The sequence below is a fragment of the Streptomyces sp. NBC_01508 genome (genome assembly GCF_045040315.1).
Taxonomy (GTDB): Bacteria; Actinomycetota; Actinomycetes; order Streptomycetales; family Streptomycetaceae; genus Streptomyces.
On record NZ_CP109419.1, the window covers coordinates 286676 to 307943 of the forward strand.

Genomic DNA, 21268 nt, shown 5'->3' on the forward strand with positions numbered 1-21268 from the left:
TCACCCCCCGGCCAGGACGGCGGTGGCGGCCCGCCGCGCCCAGTCGGGTGCGCCGGGTGCGCCGGGTGCGCCGGGTGCGCCGGGTGCGCCGGGTGCGCCGGGTGTGCCCTCCACGGGGTCGGACATCAGCGGGTGGAGGCCCGCGGGCGTCTCCGTCGGGCCGATCATGATGACCGCGTCGCCGCCGCGCCCGGGCGCGAACTGCTCGGCGAACATCTCGGCGCCGACGTGCGGCGGGATGAGGACGACACCGCGCTCCTCGAACATCTCGCGCAGTTCCGCCGTGACCATTCCCCCGTCCCACGCACCCCAGTTGATCGAGACGACGCGCTCCGCCCGCCGCTCGCGCTTGAGTGTGGACGCCACGCGGTTCAGCGCTTCGTTCGCCACCGCGTAGTCCGCCTGGCCGCGGTTCCCGAACAGCCCGGCGACCGACGAGAACAGCACGATGTGCTTGAGGCGCCGATCCGAGAGCGGTGTCAGTACGTTGTCGAGGCCGACCAGCTTGGTCGCCAGCACGGCGGTGATGTCCTCGGCCCTCTTCTTGACGATCAGCCGGTCGGCCAGCAGCCCCGCGCCGTGGACCACGCCGCTGATCCGCTCCTGGTAGGGCTCCAGGGCCTCTCTGACCGCGTCCGCGTCCAGGATGTCCAGCGCGTGGTACGCCACCCGGGCGCCGGCGGCCCGGAACCGTGCCAGGTTCGCGGCGATCTCGCGCTGGGCCAGGACGGTGCGGTACCGGCGCTCGACCTCAGGAAGGTCGACCTTCCCGCCGTCCCTCCTGGCCTGCTCGATGATGCTCCCCTTCAGCCGGGCACCGTCGCGACCCCTGGCCCATTCCGGTTCGGCGTCCAGCGCCGTACGGCCCAGGACCACCAGCTCGCAGGGGTACCGGGCGGCGAGCGCGGCGACGCACTCGGCGGTCACCCCACGGGCGCCGCCCGTCACGACGAACACGTCCGACGCGTCGGGGGATCCGCCCTTTCCCCGCCCGACCACCGTGGCGGAGGCCGCTGTCGCGCCGAACGAGAGAGCCGTACGCCTCCGGCCGTCGCGCCCCACCTCGTGGAGTCCGGTGTCCGGGTCGTTCAGCTCGCCGTTCACGATGGCCCGCACCGTCGTGTCGTCAAGTCCCCGCGCGATGTCGATCGACCGGCAGAACAGGCCGGGGGATTCGACCGCCAACGTCTTGGTGAGTCCGGTGAGTCCGCCCAGCATGCCGGTCGGCAGCGAGCCGCCGCCGAGCCCGGCGCCACCGTCCAGGTTCGTGACGACGACGAAACCGGAGCGCAGATCCCCCGCGGTCGCCCGCAGGTGCTCCTGCGTCAACTTCGCGAGGAGGATCACATGGGTCAGCCGTTTGACGGCGTGCGCGACGGTGGCCGTCTCTCCGCCCGCCATCTGTACGCACAGGTCCAGCCGGCCCGCCTGGCGGACCACGTCCTCGACGGCTTCGGCGAGCGCCGCTTCGTCCCACGATTCGAGCCGGGTGACCGGCACTCCCCCGACCGACGGTGGGATCCCCGGCAGCATGACGAGATGCGGCCGCAGCCCCATGCTCAGGAGTTCGTCGACGACGCAGCGGGTGATCGCGGAACCGTCATCGACCAGTAGCGCCGCTGACCGCGGCGCGAATGCTTTTCCCTGGGTCACCACCTCGCCCGCGGTGTCGTAGGCGACGGTGAGACGGCCGACTCCTGATGCGGGTGCGCTCCCGTTGACGGCGTCCACCTCGCCGGGCTCCTGTTCGGCGCCTTGCGAGTCGGCTCCGCCCGTATCGGAGGCCACCAGCACGCCCACGACATCCTCCAGCGTCCGCAACTCACCCAACCGCTGAGGATCCATCTCACGAATCTCCGGGAACATCCCCTGCAGACCACTCACAATCTCAACCCGCTTGATCGAATCCACACCAAGATCCGCCTCGATATCCATCGACGCGTCCAACATGTCCACCGGATAACCGGTCTTCTCCGACACCACCACCAACAACGCCTCACGCGCCCGCACCACCAACGCCGAATCAACAACCACCACCGGCACATCCACAACCGGCTCAACCACAGGCGCCACCTCAACCGGCTCGACCACTTCGACCGGCTCAACCACCGGCGCCACCTCAACCGGCTCGACCACTTCGACCGGCTCAACCACCGGCGCCTCCACCACCACCGGTAACGGGACCGGCTGTTGTGACACCGGTACGGGGTCGGCGACCGGTGGCGCAGTTGAATCGGCCCCGTCGAGCAGGGCGCAGATCAGGTTGTGTCCCTGCTCCTGCCCTTCGAGGATCAGGTCGTTGTAGCGCCGCAGCACCCGCAGTGACTCCTTGATCTCCTCGGCCGGTGCGGCGGCGACATCCTCGGCGATCTCGGAGATCATGTCCTGGGCGACGCGCAACTGCCCGTTCAGGTACTCCTTGTGCAGCGCCACATGCCTTGTCAGCAGACGGCTCGTACTGATCGACACATCAGCTCCATTGGCGTGAGTGGCAGGTGCGTTGTCCGCTTCCGGGGAAACCCCGGCTGGTTCTCCGTCCCGGCCGTGAGGAACAGCGACCGCGACGGGCTCTTGTGGTGCTTCGGGGGCGAGGGAGGTCATCGCATGGGGTGTGGCGAGGAGTTGCCCGTACGCCGCGCTCTTCTGCGCCGGGACGAAGTTCTTCGCGGTCAGCAGGATCGAGCCCTTCGCGTCGGGTACCAGGTCCTTCGCCCGGTCGTAACGGCCGATCCCGTGGATGGGCAGGCCCAGGACCCGAAGCTGGAGGGCGAGGAGCTTGAGGGAATGGTCGGCGCAGGCGCGCGGCCCCTTGTCGGCGGAGAGGCACACCACCGACTTGTCCGCCAGGGTGCGCCGGACCAGCCCCGAGAGCACGGACTTCGGCCCGAACTCGACGAAGACCCGGATTCCCGCGTCGTACATCTCGGTGATCCGTCCCGAGAAGTCGACCGGATTGCGCAACTGCTCCACCAGTACGGACTTGTTCTTCGTCAGGTCCGAACCGTAGGCGGCGCCCGCCGTGTTGGCGTAGACGGTCCTGTCCGGCGCCTGGAACTCGGTCGACTCGACGGCCGTACGGAAGGATGCGACGGCGTGCTCGACGAACGGTGTGTGGAACGCCGCCGATACGGGGAGCCGCGACGCGGTGATCCCCTTGGCTTCCGCCTCGGCCACGAGCTTGTCGATCTGCGGCGTGGCTCCGCCGACGACGAACTGCTCGGGGGCGTTGATGTTGCACACCCGGGTGTCGCGATGGGCCCGGACCAGGTCGTCCACGACGCTCCTGGGCGCGCTGATCGCCGCCATCGCCCCGGAGTCGAGAGCGCCGGCTCCTGTCTCGGGGGCGGCCATCGCCTGGCCTCGCGCACCGGCCAGGCGGAAGAACGTCTCCTCGGTGAGAGCGCCCGCGGCCCACAGTGCCGTGAGTTCGCCGAAGCTGTGTCCGAGGAAGCTGTCCGGCGACAACCCGAGCTCCCGCAGCCAGTTGTACTGGCCGACGGAGAGCGCCCCGATCGCCGGTTGGGCGTTCTGCGTCTGCCGCAGCAGTTCGTTCCGCCGCTCCTCGTCCTGGCCGAAGTGGGGCGGCGGGAAGACGGCGCGGGATACGGCCGACCCGCCGGGCACGTACATGGACATGCTGTCGAACGCTTCCCGCACCGGCGGCACGGCGAGCGCCGCGGTCCGCCCCATGTCGACGTACTGGCTTCCCTGACCGGCGAACAGTGCCGCGACCTTGCCGGGTCCGGGCAGTGCTCCGCGCCTGCCGAGGATTCCGGCCGGGTCGTTCCACTCCTCGGCGTCGGGCCGCTCGCGCACCAGGCGTGCGGCGTCCGACCTCAGCTTCTCGAATTCGTCCTGTGTGCGGTGGACGATGCCGATCCGCAGGTCCCCGGCCGGAACGGCCGCGTCGTCGGCGGCGGGGGCGTTCCGTGTGAGCCGTTCCGCCAGGCTCACGGCGTCCGGGGCGTGCCACAGCGCCGTGCGCACGGTAGGCGCCATGACCGACGGCCGCTGGCCGGGGGCCGTGTACTCCTCCAGTACGCAGTGGTAGTTGGTGCCGCCGAAGCCGAACGCCGAGACCGCCGCTCGCCTGATCGGGCGCCCCGGTTCGTAGATCCAGGGCCGCGCCACGGTGTTGACGTACAGTCCGCTGTCGGCCGCGGCTGTCGCTTCCAGCGGGCGCGTGACGTTGATGGTCGGGGGAAGGATCTTCTGGTTCAGTGCCAGAGCCGCCTTGATGATGCCGGCCGCACCCGCCGCGGCCTTGGTGTGGCCGATCTGCGACTTGACGCTTCCGATCGCGGCGAATTTGCGTTCGGAGGTGGCCTCGCGGATGACTTCCGTCAGCGCCGAAAGCTCCACGCTGTCACCGGTCTTGGTGCCGGTTCCGTGCGCCTCGAAAAGGCCGACCGAGGAGACCGATACGCCCGCGTCCTCATAGGCGCGGCGCAGTGCCAGCGTCTGCCCCTTCTTCTGGGGTGCGTAAATACTGCCTGACCGGCCGTCATTGGCGGTGCCCAGCCCTCGGATCACCGCGTAGATGTTGTTTCCGTCGCGCTCGGCGTCCTCAAGCCTGCGCAGGGCGATCATGCCTATGCCGTCGCCGAGCAGAGTGCCGTCCGCGGATTCGTCGAAGGGCCGCACGCTTCCGGAGAGGGAGAGCGCCGGAGTCTTGGAGAAGGCCATATAGGCGAAGACCGTGTTGTCGACCGTGCAGCCGCCGGTCACCATCATGTCCTGTCGGCCGGAGGCCAGTTCGCGAACCGCCACCTCGATCGCCGCGAGGGAACTCGCACAGGCGGCGTCGACCGTGCAGTTCATTCCGCCGAGATTCAGTCTGTTGGCGATGCGCCCCGCCACCACATTGCCCAGCAGCCCAGGGAAGGACGCCTCGTCCCATTCGACGAAGGCCCTCGTGAAACGCTCCGTGATCTCGTCGGCATCGTGCTCGGAGAGGCCGATGCTCCGTGCCGCGGCGGCCACGATCGGCGCCTGCATCCGGGAGCTGAGCGGGATGGTCGCCGAGAGGGAGCCGCTGATGCCGAGCACCACACCCGTACGCGACGGCTCGTACCAGGAGGATCCCTCGACCCCCGCGTCACGCAGCAGGTCGCGGGCGACGGCGAGGCTGAGCAACTGGACGATGTCGGTCGACGGCAGGAGCGTCGGCGGGATACCGAGGCCCATCGAGTCGAACCGCACGTCGGGCAGGAACCCTCCCCGCCGTGAGTAGGTCTTGTCCCGGGCCGTTGGATCCGGGTCGAAATAGTGGTCGGTCGACCAGTGTGAATCCGGGACTTCCCGAATACAGTCCGCCGCCTCCACCACTCTCTGCCAGAAATCACTTGTGCCGCTGGAGTCCGGAAAGAGGGAACCAATTCCGACGATGGCGATCGGGGTTTCCGAAAGTCGCCGTTCTCTTGAAGGGGAGCGCATGGATTCCTTTCGTGGATTCCGCTGTACGGCGTCCAGGCGGCGCTCCGGATCAAGTGCACCGACACGACAGCGAAGGTCACGTCATGCGCCCCCGCTGATGACGGCTCGATTTTTACACGACTGCCAGTTGGCCAGCAAGGCTGATCCAGATTCATGGGGCCGCGATCATTCGTGTTTACGCACCCCCGTGAGCGGTTGGGCCGGGGGTGTCAGGCCTCTGACGGCTTGTTCTTTCATGCGTGCTCCTCATAGCTCTATCGAAGTTGCTCATGAGCGTTGACATTCCCTGCACCACCGCGACCCAAGGGCGCAAAGGGGAATCCCATGGGAGTTTGAGCCGCAATCGAGGAGTCGCCATCGGGGGGGGCACAATCGGAGAGTCACCATCGTCCTGACAGCGAACGACGACTGCGAACGCGAGACACCCGCATCGCCGGCCAGGGCAGGCGGCAGCACCCGAAGCGGGGGGCACAGGCGGCGGGACGGTCGGCCAGGACGGCTCCCACGCCGTGACCACACCGGCCGCACCAAGATTGTTTCACCCGTGACCAGCAGTTACCGGACAACCGTTGGCCAATGCCCGGGAAACCTTGACGGCCGCAGTGGCATCGTTGACTATTGAGAGTGCGGTAGTGGCTTAATTTCACGTTCAAGTATCACGGGGGTGATGCGAGTCGAGTCGTACCGTTCTCTCATTCTGCATCCGGACGAAATTAAACGCTCAACGGGGAAAATACCAGCTCCTGAGGGTCAAAAATTTCGCGCGACATTTGGGCCAGCCGTGGTGTAGACCGCACCACGTTCGCCCATCGCCAGCACGTGCGACCCCTCGCCGGACGGCTTTCATGGCCTTCCCGCATTCGAGGGCAGCCAGGTCTGAATCGGCACGCCGTGCTGACCAACCAGTTCTGTTCGCCGATCGATTGCGCATTCGTCCTGTGGCGCGTTCAGCGGTCCACTCTCACGCGGGATTCCCCGCCGGAACCACAGTCCTGGAACGTCTCCGCGTGCGCATTCCCAGCTCTTACGCAACGAACTTCCCTCAGGGGGTTCACCCGTGCAACACGCTAAAAATCCGTCGGTGTCGACGGATGCGACGATCGGATCGAGGCGCACCTCAGCGGAGCGCCGGACGGGGGCCAGCACAGTGAAACTCTCCCAATGCAGGGCCTTCGTGTCGGTGGCCGACACCGGCACGTTCACCGCCGCGGCCAAGCTGATCGGCGTCAGCCAGTCGGCCGTCAGTCACGCCGTCGCGGCACTGGAGAAGGAACTCGGGATCGACCTCCTCAGCCGGGACCACGGCAGCATCACGCTCACCGCGGCCGGGCACCGCGTCCTGCAGAGCGCGCGGATCATGCTCAAGCAGGCGCAGGAGATCGCCTCCGTCACCTCCTCCATGGCGAGCACCGCCGAACTCCGGCTGTGTATCGGCGTCAGCCGCAGCTTGGGCAAGGGCATGCTGCCCCGGCTGCTGGGTGAACTACGCACCCGCCGGCCCGACATGGCCCTGGACGTCCGGCTGGGATCGTGCACCCAGGTCGAGGAGTGGCTGCGGCGTGGTCTGGTGGATGTCGGGATCGCCGCACTGGCGCGCGGCGGACTCACCACCGTACCGCTGCTGCGCGACCGTATTCACGTCGTCCTACCCGCCGGCCATTCGTTGACCGCCGCGCCCACCGTGCATGTGCGGCAGCTCGCCAACGGACCGCTGCTGATGCCGAGCGGGGCGACGGAGCGCGAGCTGTGCTCCTTCTTCCAGGACCACGATGTCACCCCCCGCATCACCTTCCGCGTCGACGATCCGGCGACCCTGCTGACCCTGACGGCGAACGGTCACGGGGTGACCCTGCTGCCAGGCATCGCCATTCCCGCGAAGGTGCCCCGGCTGCGCGCGCTCCCGCTGGTGCCCGCGGTGCCCTGCGACCAACTCATCGGGATGAGCAAGGCGGGCAGCGCCAATCCGTACGCCGCGGAGTTCGCCGAACTCGTCAAGAGATCCGTCCAGCACCACGACTGGCAGGACCCTGCGGTACGGACGAGGGCGCTGTCGCTTGTCACCATGCCAGGTGGGTAGCCGCACTCCCCTGCCCGACCGGTGGTGGGAGGAATAATGGAGCCAAGGCGATATGCGGGAAGTGCGGGGGGCGAAAGCGCTGTTGGCCCCGGTCCTGCTCCAGGTGTCGTTCCGGGGCGGACCAGGCGGAGGACGGCGCCGGCGTCCACGCACCCGCCGCCGTCGCCCTACGGTGTGTAGAAGGCGTCACCGCCGTACAGCTGCCTGGTGAACGCGGAGACGTCGGCGCTGCGGTCGGCGCCGTCGAGGTTGTACGTCAGATAGACGCCGTACCCCTCGCTGACGGTGCGGCGGGCGAGGTCGGCGGCCGTGCTCTGTGCGGTCCGGCCGATCTCGACGGCGGCCGGCGACAGCTTCGACTTGGGCAGTGCGATGCCGGGGACCTGCCAGGAACCGTAGTACGGGTTCCAGGCGTAGTCGAACGTGGACGAGACGTCGACGCCGCCGTAGGAGAGCCGCGACGCGGCCGGGCCGATGTTGTAGAGGCTGATGATCTTGTCCGGCATGTTCGCGCGCAGCGCCGTCATCAGGTGCACGAACGAGCTGTCGTTGGGCCGGCCGGTGCCGTTGGTGCCGTACGCGGCGTACTCGTCGTCGAAGTCGTCCCGTACCTCTCCCTCGCCGTCTTCGCCCGCGGCCTGCTCCACCACCTCCACACCCGCGCCTACCTGCCCGAGCACGCCGAGGCCCTGGCCGGTGACCGTTCGCTGGCCACTGTGCCGCCCGAGCGACTGGCCACACTTCTCGCGCGGCGGGAACGGCAGGCGCTGTACCGCTTCGACCTCCGTCTTCAGGGCGAGGACGAAACGGTCTTCCTCGACTTCCCGTACGAGCGAGCCCCGTACGAGCCCCGACCCTCGGGAGTGTCCGCGGCGGAACCGCTCGGCACCGAGGCGGGTCAGATCCAGCGGTAGCGGCCGGTGAAGTTGCGCATCACGGGCGGCTCGTGGTCGAAGCGGATGCCGTGGATCCGGGCCGACCCGGCCGCCACCTCGATCAGCGCGTCGGCCACGTAGTCCATGTGGTCGTTGGTGTAGGCGCGGCGCGGTACGGCGAGCCGCAGCAGTTCGAGTGGTGCCTTCTCCTGTACGCCGGTGTCCGGGTCGCGGCCGAGCAACAGCGACCCGACCTCCACCGATCTGACGCCCGCCTCCAGGTACAGCTCGCAGGCCAGGGCGTGCCCGGGGAACTGGTCGTAGGGGATGTGGGGCAGCATGGCCCCGGCGTCGACGAAGACCGCGTGGCCTCCCGTGGGGTACTGGATCGGGATGCCGGCCGAGCGCAGACGCTCACCGAGGTAGGCGACCTGTCCGATCCGGTAGGCGAGGTAGTCGGGATCGATGGCCTCCTCCAGGCCGATGGCGAGCGCTTCCATGTCGCGGCCCGCCAGCCCTCCGTACGTGAGGAAGCCCTCGGTCAGCAGGCAGCGCTGCTGGGCCTTCCGGTACAGCTCGCCGTCCTCGCGGAAGGCGCAGAAGCCGCCGATGTTCACCAGGCCGTCCTTCTTGGCGGATGCGACGGCGATGTCTCCGCATGCCATGGTCTGCGCCACGATGTGGGACACGGCGCTGTCCTTGAACTCTTCCTCGCGCTGCTTGACGAACCAGGCGTTCTCGGCGAAGCGTGCGATGTCGAGGATGACCGGGATGCCCAGGGACCGGCAGTGGGACGAGACCTCGCGCAGGTTGGCGACCGACATGGGCTGGCCGCCGGAGGTGTTGCAGGTGATCGTGGCGATGACGCCGGCCACGTTCGCGGCGCCGTGCCGCTCGACGGCGGCGAGGAACGCCGGAATGTCGAAGTTCCCTTTCCACGGGTGGTACGTACCGGTGTCCAGTGCGTCGGGGGTCAGGGTGTTGACGGCCCGCGCGCCGGCGAGTTCCACGTGCGCCTTGGTCGTCTCGAAATGGAAGTTGGAGATGAACACGGGCGCGGACGAATCGCGTCGGGCGACCAGTTCGGGGAAGAGGATGTTCTCGGCGGCCCGCCCCTGATGGGTGGGGATGGTCAGGGGGAATCCGAGGATCCGGGAGATGGTGTCCCGCAGCCGGTGAAAGCTCCTGCTGCCCGCGTACGCCTCGTCGCCGGTGACGAGGCCGCCCCACTGCCGATCGCTCAACGCTCCGGTGCCGCTGTCGGTGAGCAGGTCGATGTAGACGTCGTCGCTGCGGAGTGAGAAGAGGTTGAGGCCCGCGCCGTGCAGCGCTTCCTCGCGGTGGCCGCGCGTCGTCGTCCGGATGGGTTCGACGACCTTGATGCGAAACGGTTCCGGCAGGCGCCTGGGCATGGTGCGTACTCCCAAAGGGGTGGCCCCGTAGGGGCGTTGCGAAGAAGGAACGAGAAGGGGAGGGGAGGGGAAGGAAGGGGAAGGAAGGGGAAGGAAGGGGAAGGAAGGGGATGCCTGCGGGCCGTCACCGTTCCCGGACGGCCTGCTGGTAGGCGCCGGGCGTGACACCGATATGCGCCTTGAATGTCCTGATCAGGTGGGATTGATCGCTGAAACCGGTACGCGCCGCCACGGTCGACGCGTCCTCGCCACCGCGCAGCAGCCGCTTCGCGGCGATGATGCGCCGATTGACGAGAAAGGCGTGCGGTGTGAGTCCCGTCCGGCGGCGGAACGCGCTGATGAGCCGCTGCCGCGGGACTCTTGTCTCATCGATGAGGTCCGCGAGCGTGACTTTGGTGGCGTAGTCGTCGCACAGCAGCGTCACGGCGCGGTCGATGGGGCCGTCCTCCTGCCCGGCTTCCGCGAAGCGGACGCCCGCGTAGCGCGACAGGCAGTACGCGTACGCCGTGAAGAGGCGTCCCTCTGCCTCAAGCGCGCACTCACCGCGCCGTGAACTCTCGTGCGCCTGCAGGAACATGGCCGCGCCCACCGGATCGTCCACCACCGGCTCGGTGAAGCGGACCGCCCCGTGCGCGGGAGCCGCCGGGCTCTCGGCGGCGATGCGGTGCAGAAGGGACTCCGAGGGATAGCTGGCCCGGTAGCTCAGACCGCCGCCACGCGCCGCGCCGTCGTGGACCTCGAAGGGGTTGCAGAAGATCAGCTGTGCCACCCGTGGGCTGTAGGGCCGGCCTCCGATCGAGAGCGCGCCGACGCCGTGGGAGAGTGCCGCGACGATGAAGGTCTCGTGCATGTGCGGGGAGTATCGGTACCCGTGCAGCCGCCCGCGCAGGAACTCGACGCCGCTGGCGGCCGACGTGAAGTAGTCGATCTTGCTGCTGGCTTGCCTTGTCATGCCCTTCCACCGTGCTGCCCAGCGGCTTTCTGCCGTCCTTTGAGGATGCCACTCGCCGGCGGTGAGGCATTGAAGAAAATTCCCGCGAGGCCCCACCCACGGCCGACGGGCGCCCGGCGGGCCGGTGTCGCCATTGGGACATGTCCCACCTGTGCCAGCGGAATTCAGTGACACCTATCCGCCACCACAGGATTCTGTGCAGCAGATGAACTCTTCACTTCGCACGACGGAAGGCATGGCACCCGATGAGACGGATCCGCCTCGTGGCGGCTATATCGGCGGGACTGACTCTGGCCGCCGGCGCCGTGGCGCCGGTGTCGGCCACCACCAACAACATACGGGAGAGCCCGGCGGCGAGCGACAAGGCCGCCGCGGACAGCGTCTCGGTACGCCTGATCACCGGCGACCGGGTCACTCTCAGCAGTGGTGGCGACGGCGGCCAGAACGTTTCGGTCGAACCCGGAAAGGGCCGTAAAGGCATCATCTTCCGGACCTTCGAGGAGGACGGCCAACTCACCGTCCTGCCCTCCGACGCCGGAGAGTTGGTCTCGGCCGGACGGCTGGACCGCAAGCTCTTCGACGTGACCGCGCTCGCCGCCCAGCGGTACGACGAGAAGCACAAGGGGGGACTTCCGCTGATCGTGGCGGGCAACGACGGGGCGGCGGACCCCGCGGTGCGACGGCTCGCCGCCTTCGCCGACGACGGTTCTGCCACCCGGCGCCTGGACAGCATCGGCGCCCGGTCGGTCCGTGTCTCCCCCGACGACCTCGGGGCGTTCTGGAAGGAACTGGCGCCCACCGGGGCGTCGATGAACGCCGCCGCGGTCACCGCCACGCCCCGGGTGTGGCTGGACGGACGCGTCCGCGCGTCCCTGGACCGCAGTACCGCCCAGATCGGGGCGCCGGACGTATGGAAGACGGGTCTGCGGGGCGAGCGCGTCAAGGTCGCCGTCCTGGACACCGGTGTCGACCAGTCCCATCCCGACCTGGCGGGCCGGATCGGTTCGGCCGAGAACTTCTCCGACAGCCCCGGAACGGGGGACGCGTTCGGACACGGTACGCATGTGGCCTCGATCGTCGGCGGCAGCGGGCAGGCCTCCGGCGGCAGCCGCCAAGGAGTCGCACCCGCAGCCGACTTGATGGTCGCGAAGGTCCTCGGCGACGACGGTTACGGCTCCGAGTCGCAGGTGATCGCCGGGATGGAGTGGGCCGCGGCGCAGGGGGCCGAGGTCATCAACATGAGCCTGGGCTCGGACACCCCGAGCGACGGCAGCGACCCCATGAGCCTCGCGCTGAACAAGTTGACCGCGAGCAGCGGCGCGCTGTTCGTCGTGGCGGCGGGCAACAGCGGCCCGGGAACGGGCACCATCGGCTCCCCCGCCGCCGCGGACGCCGCCCTGACGGTCGGCGCGGTGGGCCGGGACGATTCCCTGGCCTCGTTCTCCAGCCGTGGTCCCCGGACCGGGAACGACGGTGTCAAACCCGATGTGACGGCCCCCGGGGTCGGAATCGTGGCGGCCCGCGCGGCGGGCACCGGCATGGGCGATCCGGTGGACGAGAGCCATGTGGCGGCTTCGGGTACGTCGATGGCCAGCCCGCATGTCGCGGGAGCCGCGGCTCTGCTCGCCCAGCGGTACCCCGACTGGTCGGCCACGCGCCTCAAGGACGCGCTGATCAGCACCGCCCGGATCATCGACGGCCAGAAGGTCACCGAACAGGGCGGCGGTCGTGTCGACGTGGCCGCCGCGGCGCTCGGTCCGGTGACCGCCACCGGCACCGTCGCCCTCGGCCCGTTCGAGACCGGGACCGGCCAGCCCCGTACGACAACGCTGCGCTACACCAACACCTCCGACAAGGAGGTCACGCTCTCGCTCGGCCTGAAGCTGGCCACCAACGGCGGCCGGGAACCCGCCGCCGACGCGGTGCGCCTGGGCTCCGACTCCGTACGCGTCCAGCCGGGCTCGACGGCCGAGGTGCCGCTCACCGTCGACCCGGCACGCGCCGCGCAGGGCGACTACTACGGCCATGTGACGGCGACACCGTCGGACGGTTCGGCCGCTGTGCACACCACGGTGAGCCTGGTCGTACAGGGCCCCGTGCACAAGGTCAGCATCAAGACGTACGACCGCGACGGCAAGCGCGTCCAGGCGCTGCCGGTGATCTGGGGCGCCAACGGGTTCGAGGGGTACACCAGTTTCGACCCGGTCGAGACCGAGCTGGAGGAGGGCACCTACCAGCTCAACCACTCCTTCGTGGACATGGCGGAGGACGGAGAGGAACTGCGGCATATCGTCCTGCCCGAGGTGAAGGTCACCAAGGACATGTCCGTCACCCTCGACGCACGCCGTACGACATTGGTCGACATCCGCACACCACGCCCCGCCGAACAGCGCGGCATCATCAGCTACCAGACGTACCGGAAGATCGAGGGACGCGGCCTGATCCAGGGCACCATGTACTTCGACATCGCCAAACGCCTGTACGTCAGCCCCACCCCCGCCGTCACCGACGGCACGTTCGAGTTCGCCTCCCGCTGGCAACTCGTCGCGCCACTCATCGAAGCGACGGTGCCGGGCACCGAACTCGACCTGGGCGCCTACTACATGCCGTCCTCGCCCCTGTTCGACGAGCGGGGCGCACGCCTCACCGCCGTCGACGCGGGTGACGCGAAGGCACCCGCCTTCGCCAAGGCACGCGGCAAGCTCGCCGTCGTCACCAACAAGGAAGGGGTGGACGAACGCGCCCTCACCGAGAAGGCGGCGGCGGCCGGTGCCCGTGGCCTGATGCTTGTCCACTCCGACGACCTGGGCTGGACCCGCTGGCGTCCCAACGGCGAACGCTGGGCCCTGCCCACCGTACGGATCGGCGCGAAGGCGGGCGCCGAACTGCTGGAGCGGGTCAACAAGCGTTCCACCACGGTGCGGTTCACCGGCACCGCGCGCAGCCCGTACCTCTACGACGTCATGCAGGTGTCCTCCCAGCGGATTCCGGACCGGGTGGTGCACACGGTGTCCGAGCGCAACAGCGCGATCGTGCGCACCTCCTATGCCGACAACGGCGGGTCACCGTGGGCGGCCGAACAGCGTTTCGCTTGGCGGCCCTACCAGGACGCCGCCTGGAATCAGTACGTTCGCCATGTACCGACCGGCTTCGAACGCACCGAGTACGTCAGTGCGGGCGACACCCGCTGGCAGCATCGGGTGCACCACGAGAGCCCCTTCGACGCCGACTGGCCACTGACCATTGGAATGGGCAACACGCCCCGCTCCTATCAGCCGGGCGAGCGCACGTCCGAGGTGTGGCAGGGGGCCGTTGTCCGGCCGTCCATTCCACGCGGCACCACGACCCCTTCGGTTCGTGAGGGGAACGTACTGTCGCTGCGGATCCCGGAGTTCACCGACTCGACGAGTGGGCACCGGTCGCGGCTGATCGACGGCGGTGGAGGCGGGATCGGTCAGCCGGGGGACGCGGCGGCGGCCGTGCTGTACCGCGACGGTAAGAAGATCACCGAGGCCGGCGGTGCCTGGACGGACCTCACCGTGCCGCCAGGCGCGGCCGACTACCGGCTGGACCTGAGGACGTCGCGGGTGTCGCCGGAGTGGGAGTTCGGGACGGCCACCGAGACCTCGTGGTCGTTCCGCTCCGGGGCCGCCGACAAGACGGCGGTGCTGCCGCTGCTTCAACTCGACTACGACGCACCCGTCGACGCGCGCAACGCGGTCCGCCCCGGCCGGTCCCACTCCGTGGGACTCACCGTCCGCGCCCAGGACGGACTGGCCGCGCCGCGCGGTGTGAGCGTCGAGGTCGAGGCCAGTTACGACGACGGCGCCCGCTGGGAGCGGGCCACGGTGAAGAGCCGCGGCTCCAACTCCTTCTCGGCGAAGATCGACGGACCGGACCGGCAGCGGGGCGACGCGTACGTGACGCTGCGGGTCACGGCGAAGGACTCCGCGGGCAACCGGGTCCGGCAGACCGTCGAACGCGCGTACCTCCACCGAGGTTAGGACCGGTCGGGGACACATTCCACACCGGTGGGCAGGCGACCGAAGGCGCCTGCCCACCGGTGTGCCGTTCATACGATGCATTACGGTAATCAACATTCGAAGGTGCGTGAATTGAACGCATGGGGGCCAAGGTCTCAGGAGGGCGCAGTGGCGCTGGAGGCCGCCGGGGTGTCGGCAGTCGAGGAGGCCGTCTACCGGCTTCTCGTAACGACGGGCCTGCTCACGGCCGCTGACGTCGCCGAGCGCATCGGACTGGGGGCCGTGGAGACCCGGAACGTGCTGACCGGTCTCGCGGCCAAGGGCATGGTCAGCCACACCGACGGTCTGCCGCGTCAGTACCGGGCGACTCCCCCGGACGTGGCGCTCACCCCCCGGCTGAAGCACAACGCGGACGCGTTGGACCTGGCCCGCGTCGAAGTCACCAGCCTTCTGGAGACCTACCGGGACACCGCACGCCGTCAGGACGCCGGCCAGCTCATCGAGGTCATCACCGGCGGTGAGGCCCTGCGCCAGCATCTGCGCCAGATCCAGGCGAGCGCCCGCGACGAGATGCTCTGGTTCTGCAAGGCCCAGTACGTGGCCATGCCTTCGGGCAGCAACGACGCGGAATTCGACGCACTGGGCCGGGGTGTCACCTACCGGGTGCTGTACGAGAGGGCCTTCTTCGACGACGAGGGCGCGGTGGACAACGTCGTGGAGGGCGTGCGCGCCGGGGAGATCGCCAGATCCGTGTCCCACCTGCCGTTGCGGCTCGCCGTGGCCGACCGCGCGATCGCCATCTGCCCGCTGGTCCCCGGCGGCCCGCACGGCAGCCCCGACGAACCGACGGCCGCGCTGGTGCGGGACAGCAACCTGCTGGCCGCCCTCATCGCCCTGTTCGAACGCTACTGGGAGGACGCCGTCCCCCTGGACGTCGACGACTCGGGCACGGTCACCGGAACGGACGGCGCCGACGCACCCGACCCGCTCTCCTCCGTCGACAGACGGCTGCTGTCCCTGCTCGTGGCGGGTATCGCCGACAAGGCGATCGCCAGCCAGCTGGGGCTGAGCCGGCGCACGGTGCAGCGCCACATCCAGCACATGATGGAACTCGCCGGAGCGACCACCCGCATGCAGCTCGCCTGGCAGGCGGCCCGGCGAAACTGGCTGTGACGGGATGCCGTCGCCCCGGCGGTTCGCAGTGCCCGGTTCGGCCGTCCCAGGCGTGTGCTCGGTACATCGCCCGGAGGGCCACCTAGGGCCTGTCCGGCGGGGACGGATGCCGCTGAGTTCCCTCGCCGGGCAGCCGGGTGCGTGCCGCCGGCGAACTGGCGCAGGGGGTGCGTCAAGGCGTCCATCCCGATGACGTCGCGCTCTGTCTTGAGGTCGACCGGTTCCCCTTCGCCATGGTGGCGGCCTTGGAAGACTCGCTCATGGTCCTGCGCACGCGCCGTCCACACGCGATGGCGTCGCTGACCGACTGAGGGCGAGCCCCCTGTCGGGCAGGCGGTATCAACTGCGCGGAGTCGGGCCACGGGTCAGGTCAGCAGGCCGGCCGCGATCGCCTTGGCGGACCGGAACGGCTCCGCGTCGCGCTCGCGGACGACGGTGACCGTCGCCCCGTCCATCAGCAGCACGAACTGCCGGGCCAGCGCGTCGCCGTCGGGCCGGCCGGCCGCCGTGAGCAGTCCGGCGATGTACTCCGCGACCGCCTGTTTGTGCTCGGCCGCCAGGCGGTGGACCGGGCCGTCGGCGTCGGCGGCTTCCGTCATGGCGTTCATGAAGGCGCAGCCCCGGAAACCTCCCCGCTCGGCGTCCTGCGCGAGGGCGTCGAAGACGGCCAGCGGCGCACCGCCCCGGGCGTCGACCTCCGCCGCGAGCCACCGGCGCCAGCTTGTGTCGCGTTCCTTGAGGACCGCGACGACCAGTTCGTCCTTGCCGGTGAAGTGTCGGTAGAAGGACGCGCGGCCGATGCCGGAGTCCGCGAGCAGTCGTTCGACGCCGACCGCGCGGATGCCCTCCGCGAAGAAGAGTTCCTTGGCTGCCTCGATGAGGCGCTCGCGAGCGTGGGTGGCCATGAGGCAACGGTAACCGACCTTGACGCCAAACGGTACCGATCGGTACCGTCCATTCCCGAAGACGGTACCGATCGGTTCCGAATGCCTCCGGGCGACCCGTGAACCCCCGCGCACGAACCCCATCCGTGAAGATCTACGACTGGACGGTCATGGACAGCGATTCCCCAGACACCGATGTCAAAGACGCGGCCCCGGCGCCGCACGCGACCCGCTGGGGCGTTCCCATGCTGGGCTTCGCCACCTTCGCCGTCGGGACGGACGAGTTCGTCCTGGCCGGCGTACTGCCCGAACTCGGCCGCGATCTCGGCGTCTCCGTCACCACCGCCGGACAGGTGGTGACGGTCTTCGCCCTGACCTGCGCGGTATTCGCACCGGTCCTGGCCACCGCCACCGCCCGGCGGGCGCGGCGCGGGGTGCTGTTGTTCGCGATCGTCGTCTACCTGGTGGGCAACGTGGCGACCGCGCTCGCCCCGACCTTCGCGACGGTGCTCGCGGCGCAGATGGTCGCCGCCGTGGGCGCCGGGCTCTTCGTGCCGACCGCCGCCGTCACCGCCGCCGCGCTGGTCCCGCCGGGGCGCAAGGGCCGCGCCCTCGCGACGGTCGCCATCGGGTTCACCGCGGCGACCGCGCTGGGCGCGCCCATCGGCACCGCCCTGGGCGGCTACCTGGGCTGGCGCGCGACGATGTGGTTCGTCGCCGCGCTCGCCGTACTGGGACTGATCGGCGTACGGCTGCTGGTGCCCGCGCGGGTACCGACACCGGCACCGGAAGGACTGCGGCGGCGACTGGCCCCGCTCAAGGACCGCCGGGTGCTGGCCATCCTGGCGACCACCCTGATCGGCTTCACCGCCGTCTACATCCCGTACACGTACATCGCTGTCGTCTTCGAGCCCGCGACCGGGGGCAGTGGCGACCGGCTGGCGGTGCTCATGTTCACCCTTGGGGTGATCGGCACTCTCGGCAACTTCGGTGCCGGGTCCCTCGCGGACCGCTTCGGCGGGCGGATCGTGGTCGCGGTGGCGCTGCTGTGGATGGTCGGGGCGCTGGTGGTGTTCCCCATCGCCACGGGGGCGTTCGGCCCGGCGCTGGTGATGATCGTCGTCTACGGTGCGGCGGCGTTCGCGATCACCACGCCCCAGCAGCACCGGCTGATCACCCTGGACCCGGAGTCGGCCTCCGTCCTGATCGCGCTGAACGCCGCGATCCTGTACCTGGCGATCTCACTGTCCGGCGCGGTCGGCGCGCTCGGCATCGCCTGGGCGGGCGCCAACTCCCTCCCCCTGATCGCGGCGGTCCTGGCCGTGGTGGCCCTCATCACCTCGGAGCTGGGCCACCACCTGTCCCGCAAGCAGCCGACCCGCGCCGCCGATCCGGCGGAAACGGCTCACATCTCGGCGCAGGGCTGACAGGACAGGGGTAGCAGGCGGGTAGGCGGGTGGAGTTGTCCGTGCCGGGGCCCGCGGCCGCAGGCCCCGGCGTACGCGTACGGTTCCGGCGCCTTGACGGCGCGTCGACGGAAACCGCCCTCGCCTACGGGGACACCGCCCCGCTCTGTGCCACCTTGTGGTGGCGCGCGGTCAGGCGGGAGCCGGACTCGCGGCGGGCGGCGCGCCGCAGGAGAGGGATCGCGAGGAGGAACCCGAGGACCGCCCAGGCGGTCAGCACCAGGGCGACCATGGGCAGTTCCCAGGAGCCGGCCGCCTCGGCGGCCCGCGCGGAGTCCGGCAGTAGCGCCGAACGCAGGCCCTGGGCCATCCACTTGAGCGGGAATACGGAGGCCACCTGTTGGACCGGTACGGGCAGCGCGGTGATCGGGAACACCGCTCCGGAGGTGATCAGCAGCGCCATCGTCGGCAGCATGATCAACGCCAGTGCCTCGCGCGGGTTGGGCAGCACCGCGCCGATGGCCGCGCCCAGCGGTACGACGGCGAGCAGCCCGAGTGTGGTGACCCACAGCAGCGTCAGCCAGCCGCCGGGCCCCCGCGGCAGTGGGCCGTCCACCAGCAGCGCCGTGGTTGCCAGAAGCAGGGCCAGGGTGCCGACCGCCGTGACGACCACCAGCAGGCACTTGGCGACGAGATACGCCGGAATCCCGCCGGGTGTGGCGCGCAGCCGTAGCAGCACGCCCTCCTCCCGCTCGGTCACGAGCATCTGCGGGAGGTTGACCAGCCCGATCTGGAACAGCAGATAGGCGGCGAAGCCCGCGAGCACCAGATGGGACATCGGGGTGTCGGTGCCGGGTACGTCGTCGCTGACGTAGGCGGCGACGAGCAGCGCGACGACCACGTTGGTCAGATGGCCGGACAGCTCCTTGGGGTTGCGGAGGAGGTGCCGTAGCTCGATGCGGCCGCGGATGAGGCCGACACGCCAGTGGCGGCGGGTGGGGCGGCGAGGTTCGGTCGCCGCGTCCGGTACGTCGTTCACACCCGCCCCGGCCGCCGCGTCGGTCGCGTCCGCCGGGTCGGTCCTGTCCCTGGCCGTTCTGTTCGTCACGTGCGTCCCTCTCCTGCGGCCTGTGCCTCTGAGTCCACGACGCCCGCCGTGCCGCCGTCCTCCCGATGCACCATGTGCAGATAGGTGTCCTCCAGCGTCGGGCGGCGGACCTCCAGGTCTGCGATCGGGCCGCCCGCGTCCCGGTGGAGTTCCCAGACCAGCAGTGAGGGGTCCTCGGCCCGTTCGCGACGGGGCGTTCCGTCGTCGGCCGTCCAGCGGACCTCGGCCTGCGCGGCGGCCCGCCGGGCCAGTTCCGAGGGGGTGCCGCAGGCCCGGATCCGGCCCCCGACGAGCATCGCGATCCGGTCGGCGAGCCGTTCGGCCTCCACCAGGTCGTGTGTGGTGAGCAGGACGGTGACGCCTTCGTCGCGTGCCAGCCGTTCGACCAGGACGTGGAACTCGTGCCGCGCCTGCGGGTCGAAGCCGGTGGTCGGCTCGTCCAGGAAGAGAAGTTCTGGGCGGCCGACGATGCCGAGCGCGACATCCAGCCGCCTGCGCTGTCCGCCGGACAGCCGGTCCACCTGTTGCTCGCCCTGGTCGGTGAGGCCGACCAGGGCCAGCAGTTCGGCCGGGTCGCGCGGGGCGGGGTAGTACGTCGCGAAGTGCGTCAGCAGCTCGGCGACCCGCCAGCGGCGGTGGTCGCGCCAGGATTGCAGGACCAGTCCGATTCGGCCGCGCCAGGCGTCGTCGCCCCGCTCCGGGTCCGCGCCGAGGACCCGGACCTCCCCGGCGGAGCGCCGGCGGAAGCCCTCCAGGATCTCGACGGTGGTGGTCTTTCCGGCGCCGTTGGGTCCGAGCAGTGCGAAGACCTCGCCGCGGTGGATGTCCAGATCGATGCCGTGGAGGACGTCGGTGTCCCCGTACGACATGGTCAAATCCCGCGCCTGGACGACGGGTTGGGCGTTGGTGGTGGCCGGAGCAGCAAGGTTGGACGGTGCGGGGTGTACGGGGGTGTGTCCGCGTGGCGTCAACGTCCCGCCTCCGCGTGCCGCTGCTGTGCCGGGCCGGTCGGTGCCGCGGGGCCGGCGCCCGCGACGATCGCCCGGAGCGCCGCCACATGCCCTTCGAAGGCGGTACGGCCGCGGTCCGTCAGCCGTACCTTCGTGCGCCGTTTACGGCCGCCGCCCTCCTTGTGGATCTCCAGGTACTCGGCCTCTTCCAGGGTGTGCAGCTGTTTGGAGAGCGCGGAGTCGCTGAGCGAGAGGCTGTCGCGGATGAAAGCGAAGTCCGCCCATTCGGTGGTGGCGAGCAGCGCCACCACCGACAGCCGGGTGGCGGGATGGATCAGCTCGTCGAAGCCGGTGGGAGTGCTCATCGCCCCGCCTCCTCGCTCGCCGCCCGCTTGCTCGCCGCCCGCTCGCGACCGCTGCCACCGCTGCCACCGCTGCCACCGCTGCCACCGCGCAACGAGCCTGTCGACCAGCGGCTCGCCGGCCCGACGAACAGCAGGAACACGGCCGCCGTGACCGTGGCCTGGATCAGGCCGGCGGACATCGGCTCCAGTGACTCGACCAGGCGCCCGGACAGCAGGGCCGTCCCGCCGGTCACCACTCCCCCGGCGGCGAACGTGGCGAACATCCGCCAGTCGCAGCGCGAGCGGTGCAGCTGTATCCGGCTCCTGCGGCTGTAGGTCACGGCCAGCGCCCCGACCAGCGCGACGTACCCGGCGACGACCAGCCAGACGCCCCACCGGGGCAGGTCCAGGCCCAGTCCGGCCAGGAAGACCCACATGATCGCGGCCGTGGCGTACGCGGCGCCGGGGCCGCCGGACGCGTACCGCTCGATCTCGTCGTACACCCGCTCCTGCGGCACCCGGATGCGCTGTAGGTCTCTCCAGGCCTGTTCGGCATCCACCGGTGTGCTCACGGCCGCCGCCCTCCCATGACTATTCACCATTGACGATTGACCATTCAGGACAGTGTGCGGTTGGAGAGCGGGCCGACGGCGTACGGCCGTGCGGGA

The 21268-nt window shown here is 69.8% G+C and carries 13 protein-coding genes and 2 pseudogenes; 6 read left to right on the forward strand and 9 right to left on the reverse strand.

Annotation, left to right across the window (positions count from 1 at the left end; genetic code table 11):
- Positions 1-5436: an SDR family NAD(P)-dependent oxidoreductase gene (locus tag OG700_RS01335; protein WP_405607555.1), complete on the reverse strand. Its 5436-nt coding sequence runs from the start codon at positions 5434-5436 to the stop codon at positions 1-3.
- 1147 nt (positions 5437-6583) lie between these two features.
- On the opposite strand from OG700_RS01335, the gene OG700_RS01340 reads away from it, so the two are divergent.
- The gene (locus OG700_RS01340) at positions 6584-7513 is read left to right on the forward strand and encodes a LysR family transcriptional regulator (protein ID WP_405607558.1); all 930 of its coding nucleotides are present in this window, start codon (positions 6584-6586) and stop codon (positions 7511-7513) included.
- A gap of 167 nt (positions 7514-7680) precedes the next feature.
- On the opposite strand, the pseudogene OG700_RS01345 reads toward OG700_RS01340, so the two are convergent.
- A pseudogene (locus OG700_RS01345) lies at positions 7681-8115 on the reverse strand (chitinase); the annotation flags it as partial.
- Positions 8116-8229: 114 nt separating this feature from the next.
- Here OG700_RS01345 and OG700_RS01350 point away from each other — a divergent pair.
- Positions 8230-8427 carry a hypothetical protein gene (locus tag OG700_RS01350; protein ID WP_405607561.1) on the forward strand — a complete coding sequence of 66 codons (198 nt, stop codon included), beginning with the start codon at positions 8230-8232 and terminating at the stop codon, positions 8425-8427.
- On the opposite strand, the gene OG700_RS01355 is transcribed toward OG700_RS01350, so the two are convergent.
- Together OG700_RS01355 and OG700_RS01360 are read right to left on the reverse strand one after the other, a co-directional pair.
- Positions 8412-9800: a tryptophanase gene (locus tag OG700_RS01355; RefSeq protein ID WP_405607564.1), complete on the reverse strand. Its 1389-nt coding sequence runs from the start codon at positions 9798-9800 to the stop codon at positions 8412-8414. The genes OG700_RS01350 and OG700_RS01355 overlap by 16 nt on opposite strands.
- Before the next feature lie 124 nt (positions 9801-9924).
- Positions 9925-10752, reverse strand: a complete 828-nt coding sequence (locus OG700_RS01360) for a helix-turn-helix domain-containing protein (RefSeq protein ID WP_405607567.1) — start codon at positions 10750-10752, stop codon at positions 9925-9927.
- 245 nt (positions 10753-10997) lie between these two features.
- On the opposite strand from OG700_RS01360, the gene OG700_RS01365 reads away from it, so the two are divergent.
- From OG700_RS01365 to OG700_RS01375, 3 genes and pseudogenes are all read left to right on the forward strand, one after another.
- Positions 10998-14756, forward strand: a complete 3759-nt coding sequence (locus OG700_RS01365) for a S8 family peptidase (RefSeq protein WP_405607570.1) — start codon at positions 10998-11000, stop codon at positions 14754-14756.
- Between the two features lie 147 nt (positions 14757-14903).
- Entirely contained in the window at positions 14904-15908 is a 1005-nt protein-coding gene (locus tag OG700_RS01370; RefSeq protein WP_405607573.1) for a helix-turn-helix domain-containing protein, read from the forward strand.
- Between the two features lie 50 nt (positions 15909-15958).
- A pseudogene (locus tag OG700_RS01375) lies at positions 15959-16219 on the forward strand (2-phosphosulfolactate phosphatase); the annotation flags it as partial.
- Positions 16220-16273: 54 nt separating this feature from the next.
- Here OG700_RS01375 and OG700_RS01380 read toward each other — a convergent pair.
- Complete coding sequence (locus OG700_RS01380; protein ID WP_405607576.1) at positions 16274-16813, reverse strand: TetR/AcrR family transcriptional regulator; 540 nt, start codon at positions 16811-16813, stop codon at positions 16274-16276.
- A gap of 125 nt (positions 16814-16938) precedes the next feature.
- On the opposite strand from OG700_RS01380, the gene OG700_RS01385 reads away from it, so the two are divergent.
- Positions 16939-18219 carry an MFS transporter gene (locus OG700_RS01385; protein ID WP_405607579.1) on the forward strand — a complete coding sequence of 427 codons (1281 nt, stop codon included), beginning with the start codon at positions 16939-16941 and terminating at the stop codon, positions 18217-18219.
- Positions 18220-18343: 124 nt separating this feature from the next.
- Here OG700_RS01385 and OG700_RS01390 read toward each other — a convergent pair whose 3' ends face one another.
- The 4 genes from OG700_RS01390 to OG700_RS01405 all read right to left on the reverse strand — a co-directional run bounded on the left by OG700_RS01390 (position 18344) and on the right by OG700_RS01405 (position 21172).
- The gene (locus OG700_RS01390) at positions 18344-19237 is read right to left on the reverse strand and encodes an ABC transporter permease (protein WP_405621368.1); all 894 of its coding nucleotides are present in this window, start codon (positions 19235-19237) and stop codon (positions 18344-18346) included.
- A 65-nt stretch (positions 19238-19302) separates the two neighbouring features.
- Positions 19303-20175, reverse strand: coding sequence for an ABC transporter ATP-binding protein (locus OG700_RS01395; RefSeq protein WP_405607582.1), 873 nt, complete (start codon positions 20173-20175; stop codon positions 19303-19305).
- A gap of 98 nt (positions 20176-20273) precedes the next feature.
- On the reverse strand, positions 20274-20621 hold the full coding sequence (locus OG700_RS01400; protein ID WP_405607585.1) for a transcriptional regulator: 348 nt from the start codon (positions 20619-20621) through the stop codon (positions 20274-20276).
- Complete coding sequence (locus OG700_RS01405; protein WP_405607588.1) at positions 20618-21172, reverse strand: hypothetical protein; 555 nt, start codon at positions 21170-21172, stop codon at positions 20618-20620. The genes OG700_RS01400 and OG700_RS01405 overlap by 4 nt, the downstream gene beginning before the upstream one ends.
- Between the last annotated feature and the right edge of the window lie 96 nt (positions 21173-21268).

Bases quoted from the DNA above. Each gene is read 5' to 3' on its own strand.
- OG700_RS01400 (WP_405607585.1), bottom strand. From the start codon at position 20,621: ATGAGCACTCCCACCGGCTTCGACGAGCTGATCCATCCCGCCACCCGG.
- OG700_RS01395 (WP_405607582.1), bottom strand. From the start codon at position 20,175: ATGTCGTACGGGGACACCGACGTCCTCCACGGCATCGATCTGGACATC.
- OG700_RS01360 (WP_405607567.1), bottom strand. From the start codon at position 10,752: ATGACAAGGCAAGCCAGCAGCAAGATCGACTACTTCACGTCGGCCGCC.
- OG700_RS01335 (WP_405607555.1), bottom strand. From the start codon at position 5,436: ATGCGCTCCCCTTCAAGAGAACGGCGACTTTCGGAAACCCCGATCGCC.
- OG700_RS01365 (WP_405607570.1), top strand. From the start codon at position 10,998: ATGAGACGGATCCGCCTCGTGGCGGCTATATCGGCGGGACTGACTCTG.
- OG700_RS01380 (WP_405607576.1), bottom strand. From the start codon at position 16,813: ATGGCCACCCACGCTCGCGAGCGCCTCATCGAGGCAGCCAAGGAACTC.
- OG700_RS01355 (WP_405607564.1), bottom strand. From the start codon at position 9,800: ATGCCCAGGCGCCTGCCGGAACCGTTTCGCATCAAGGTCGTCGAACCC.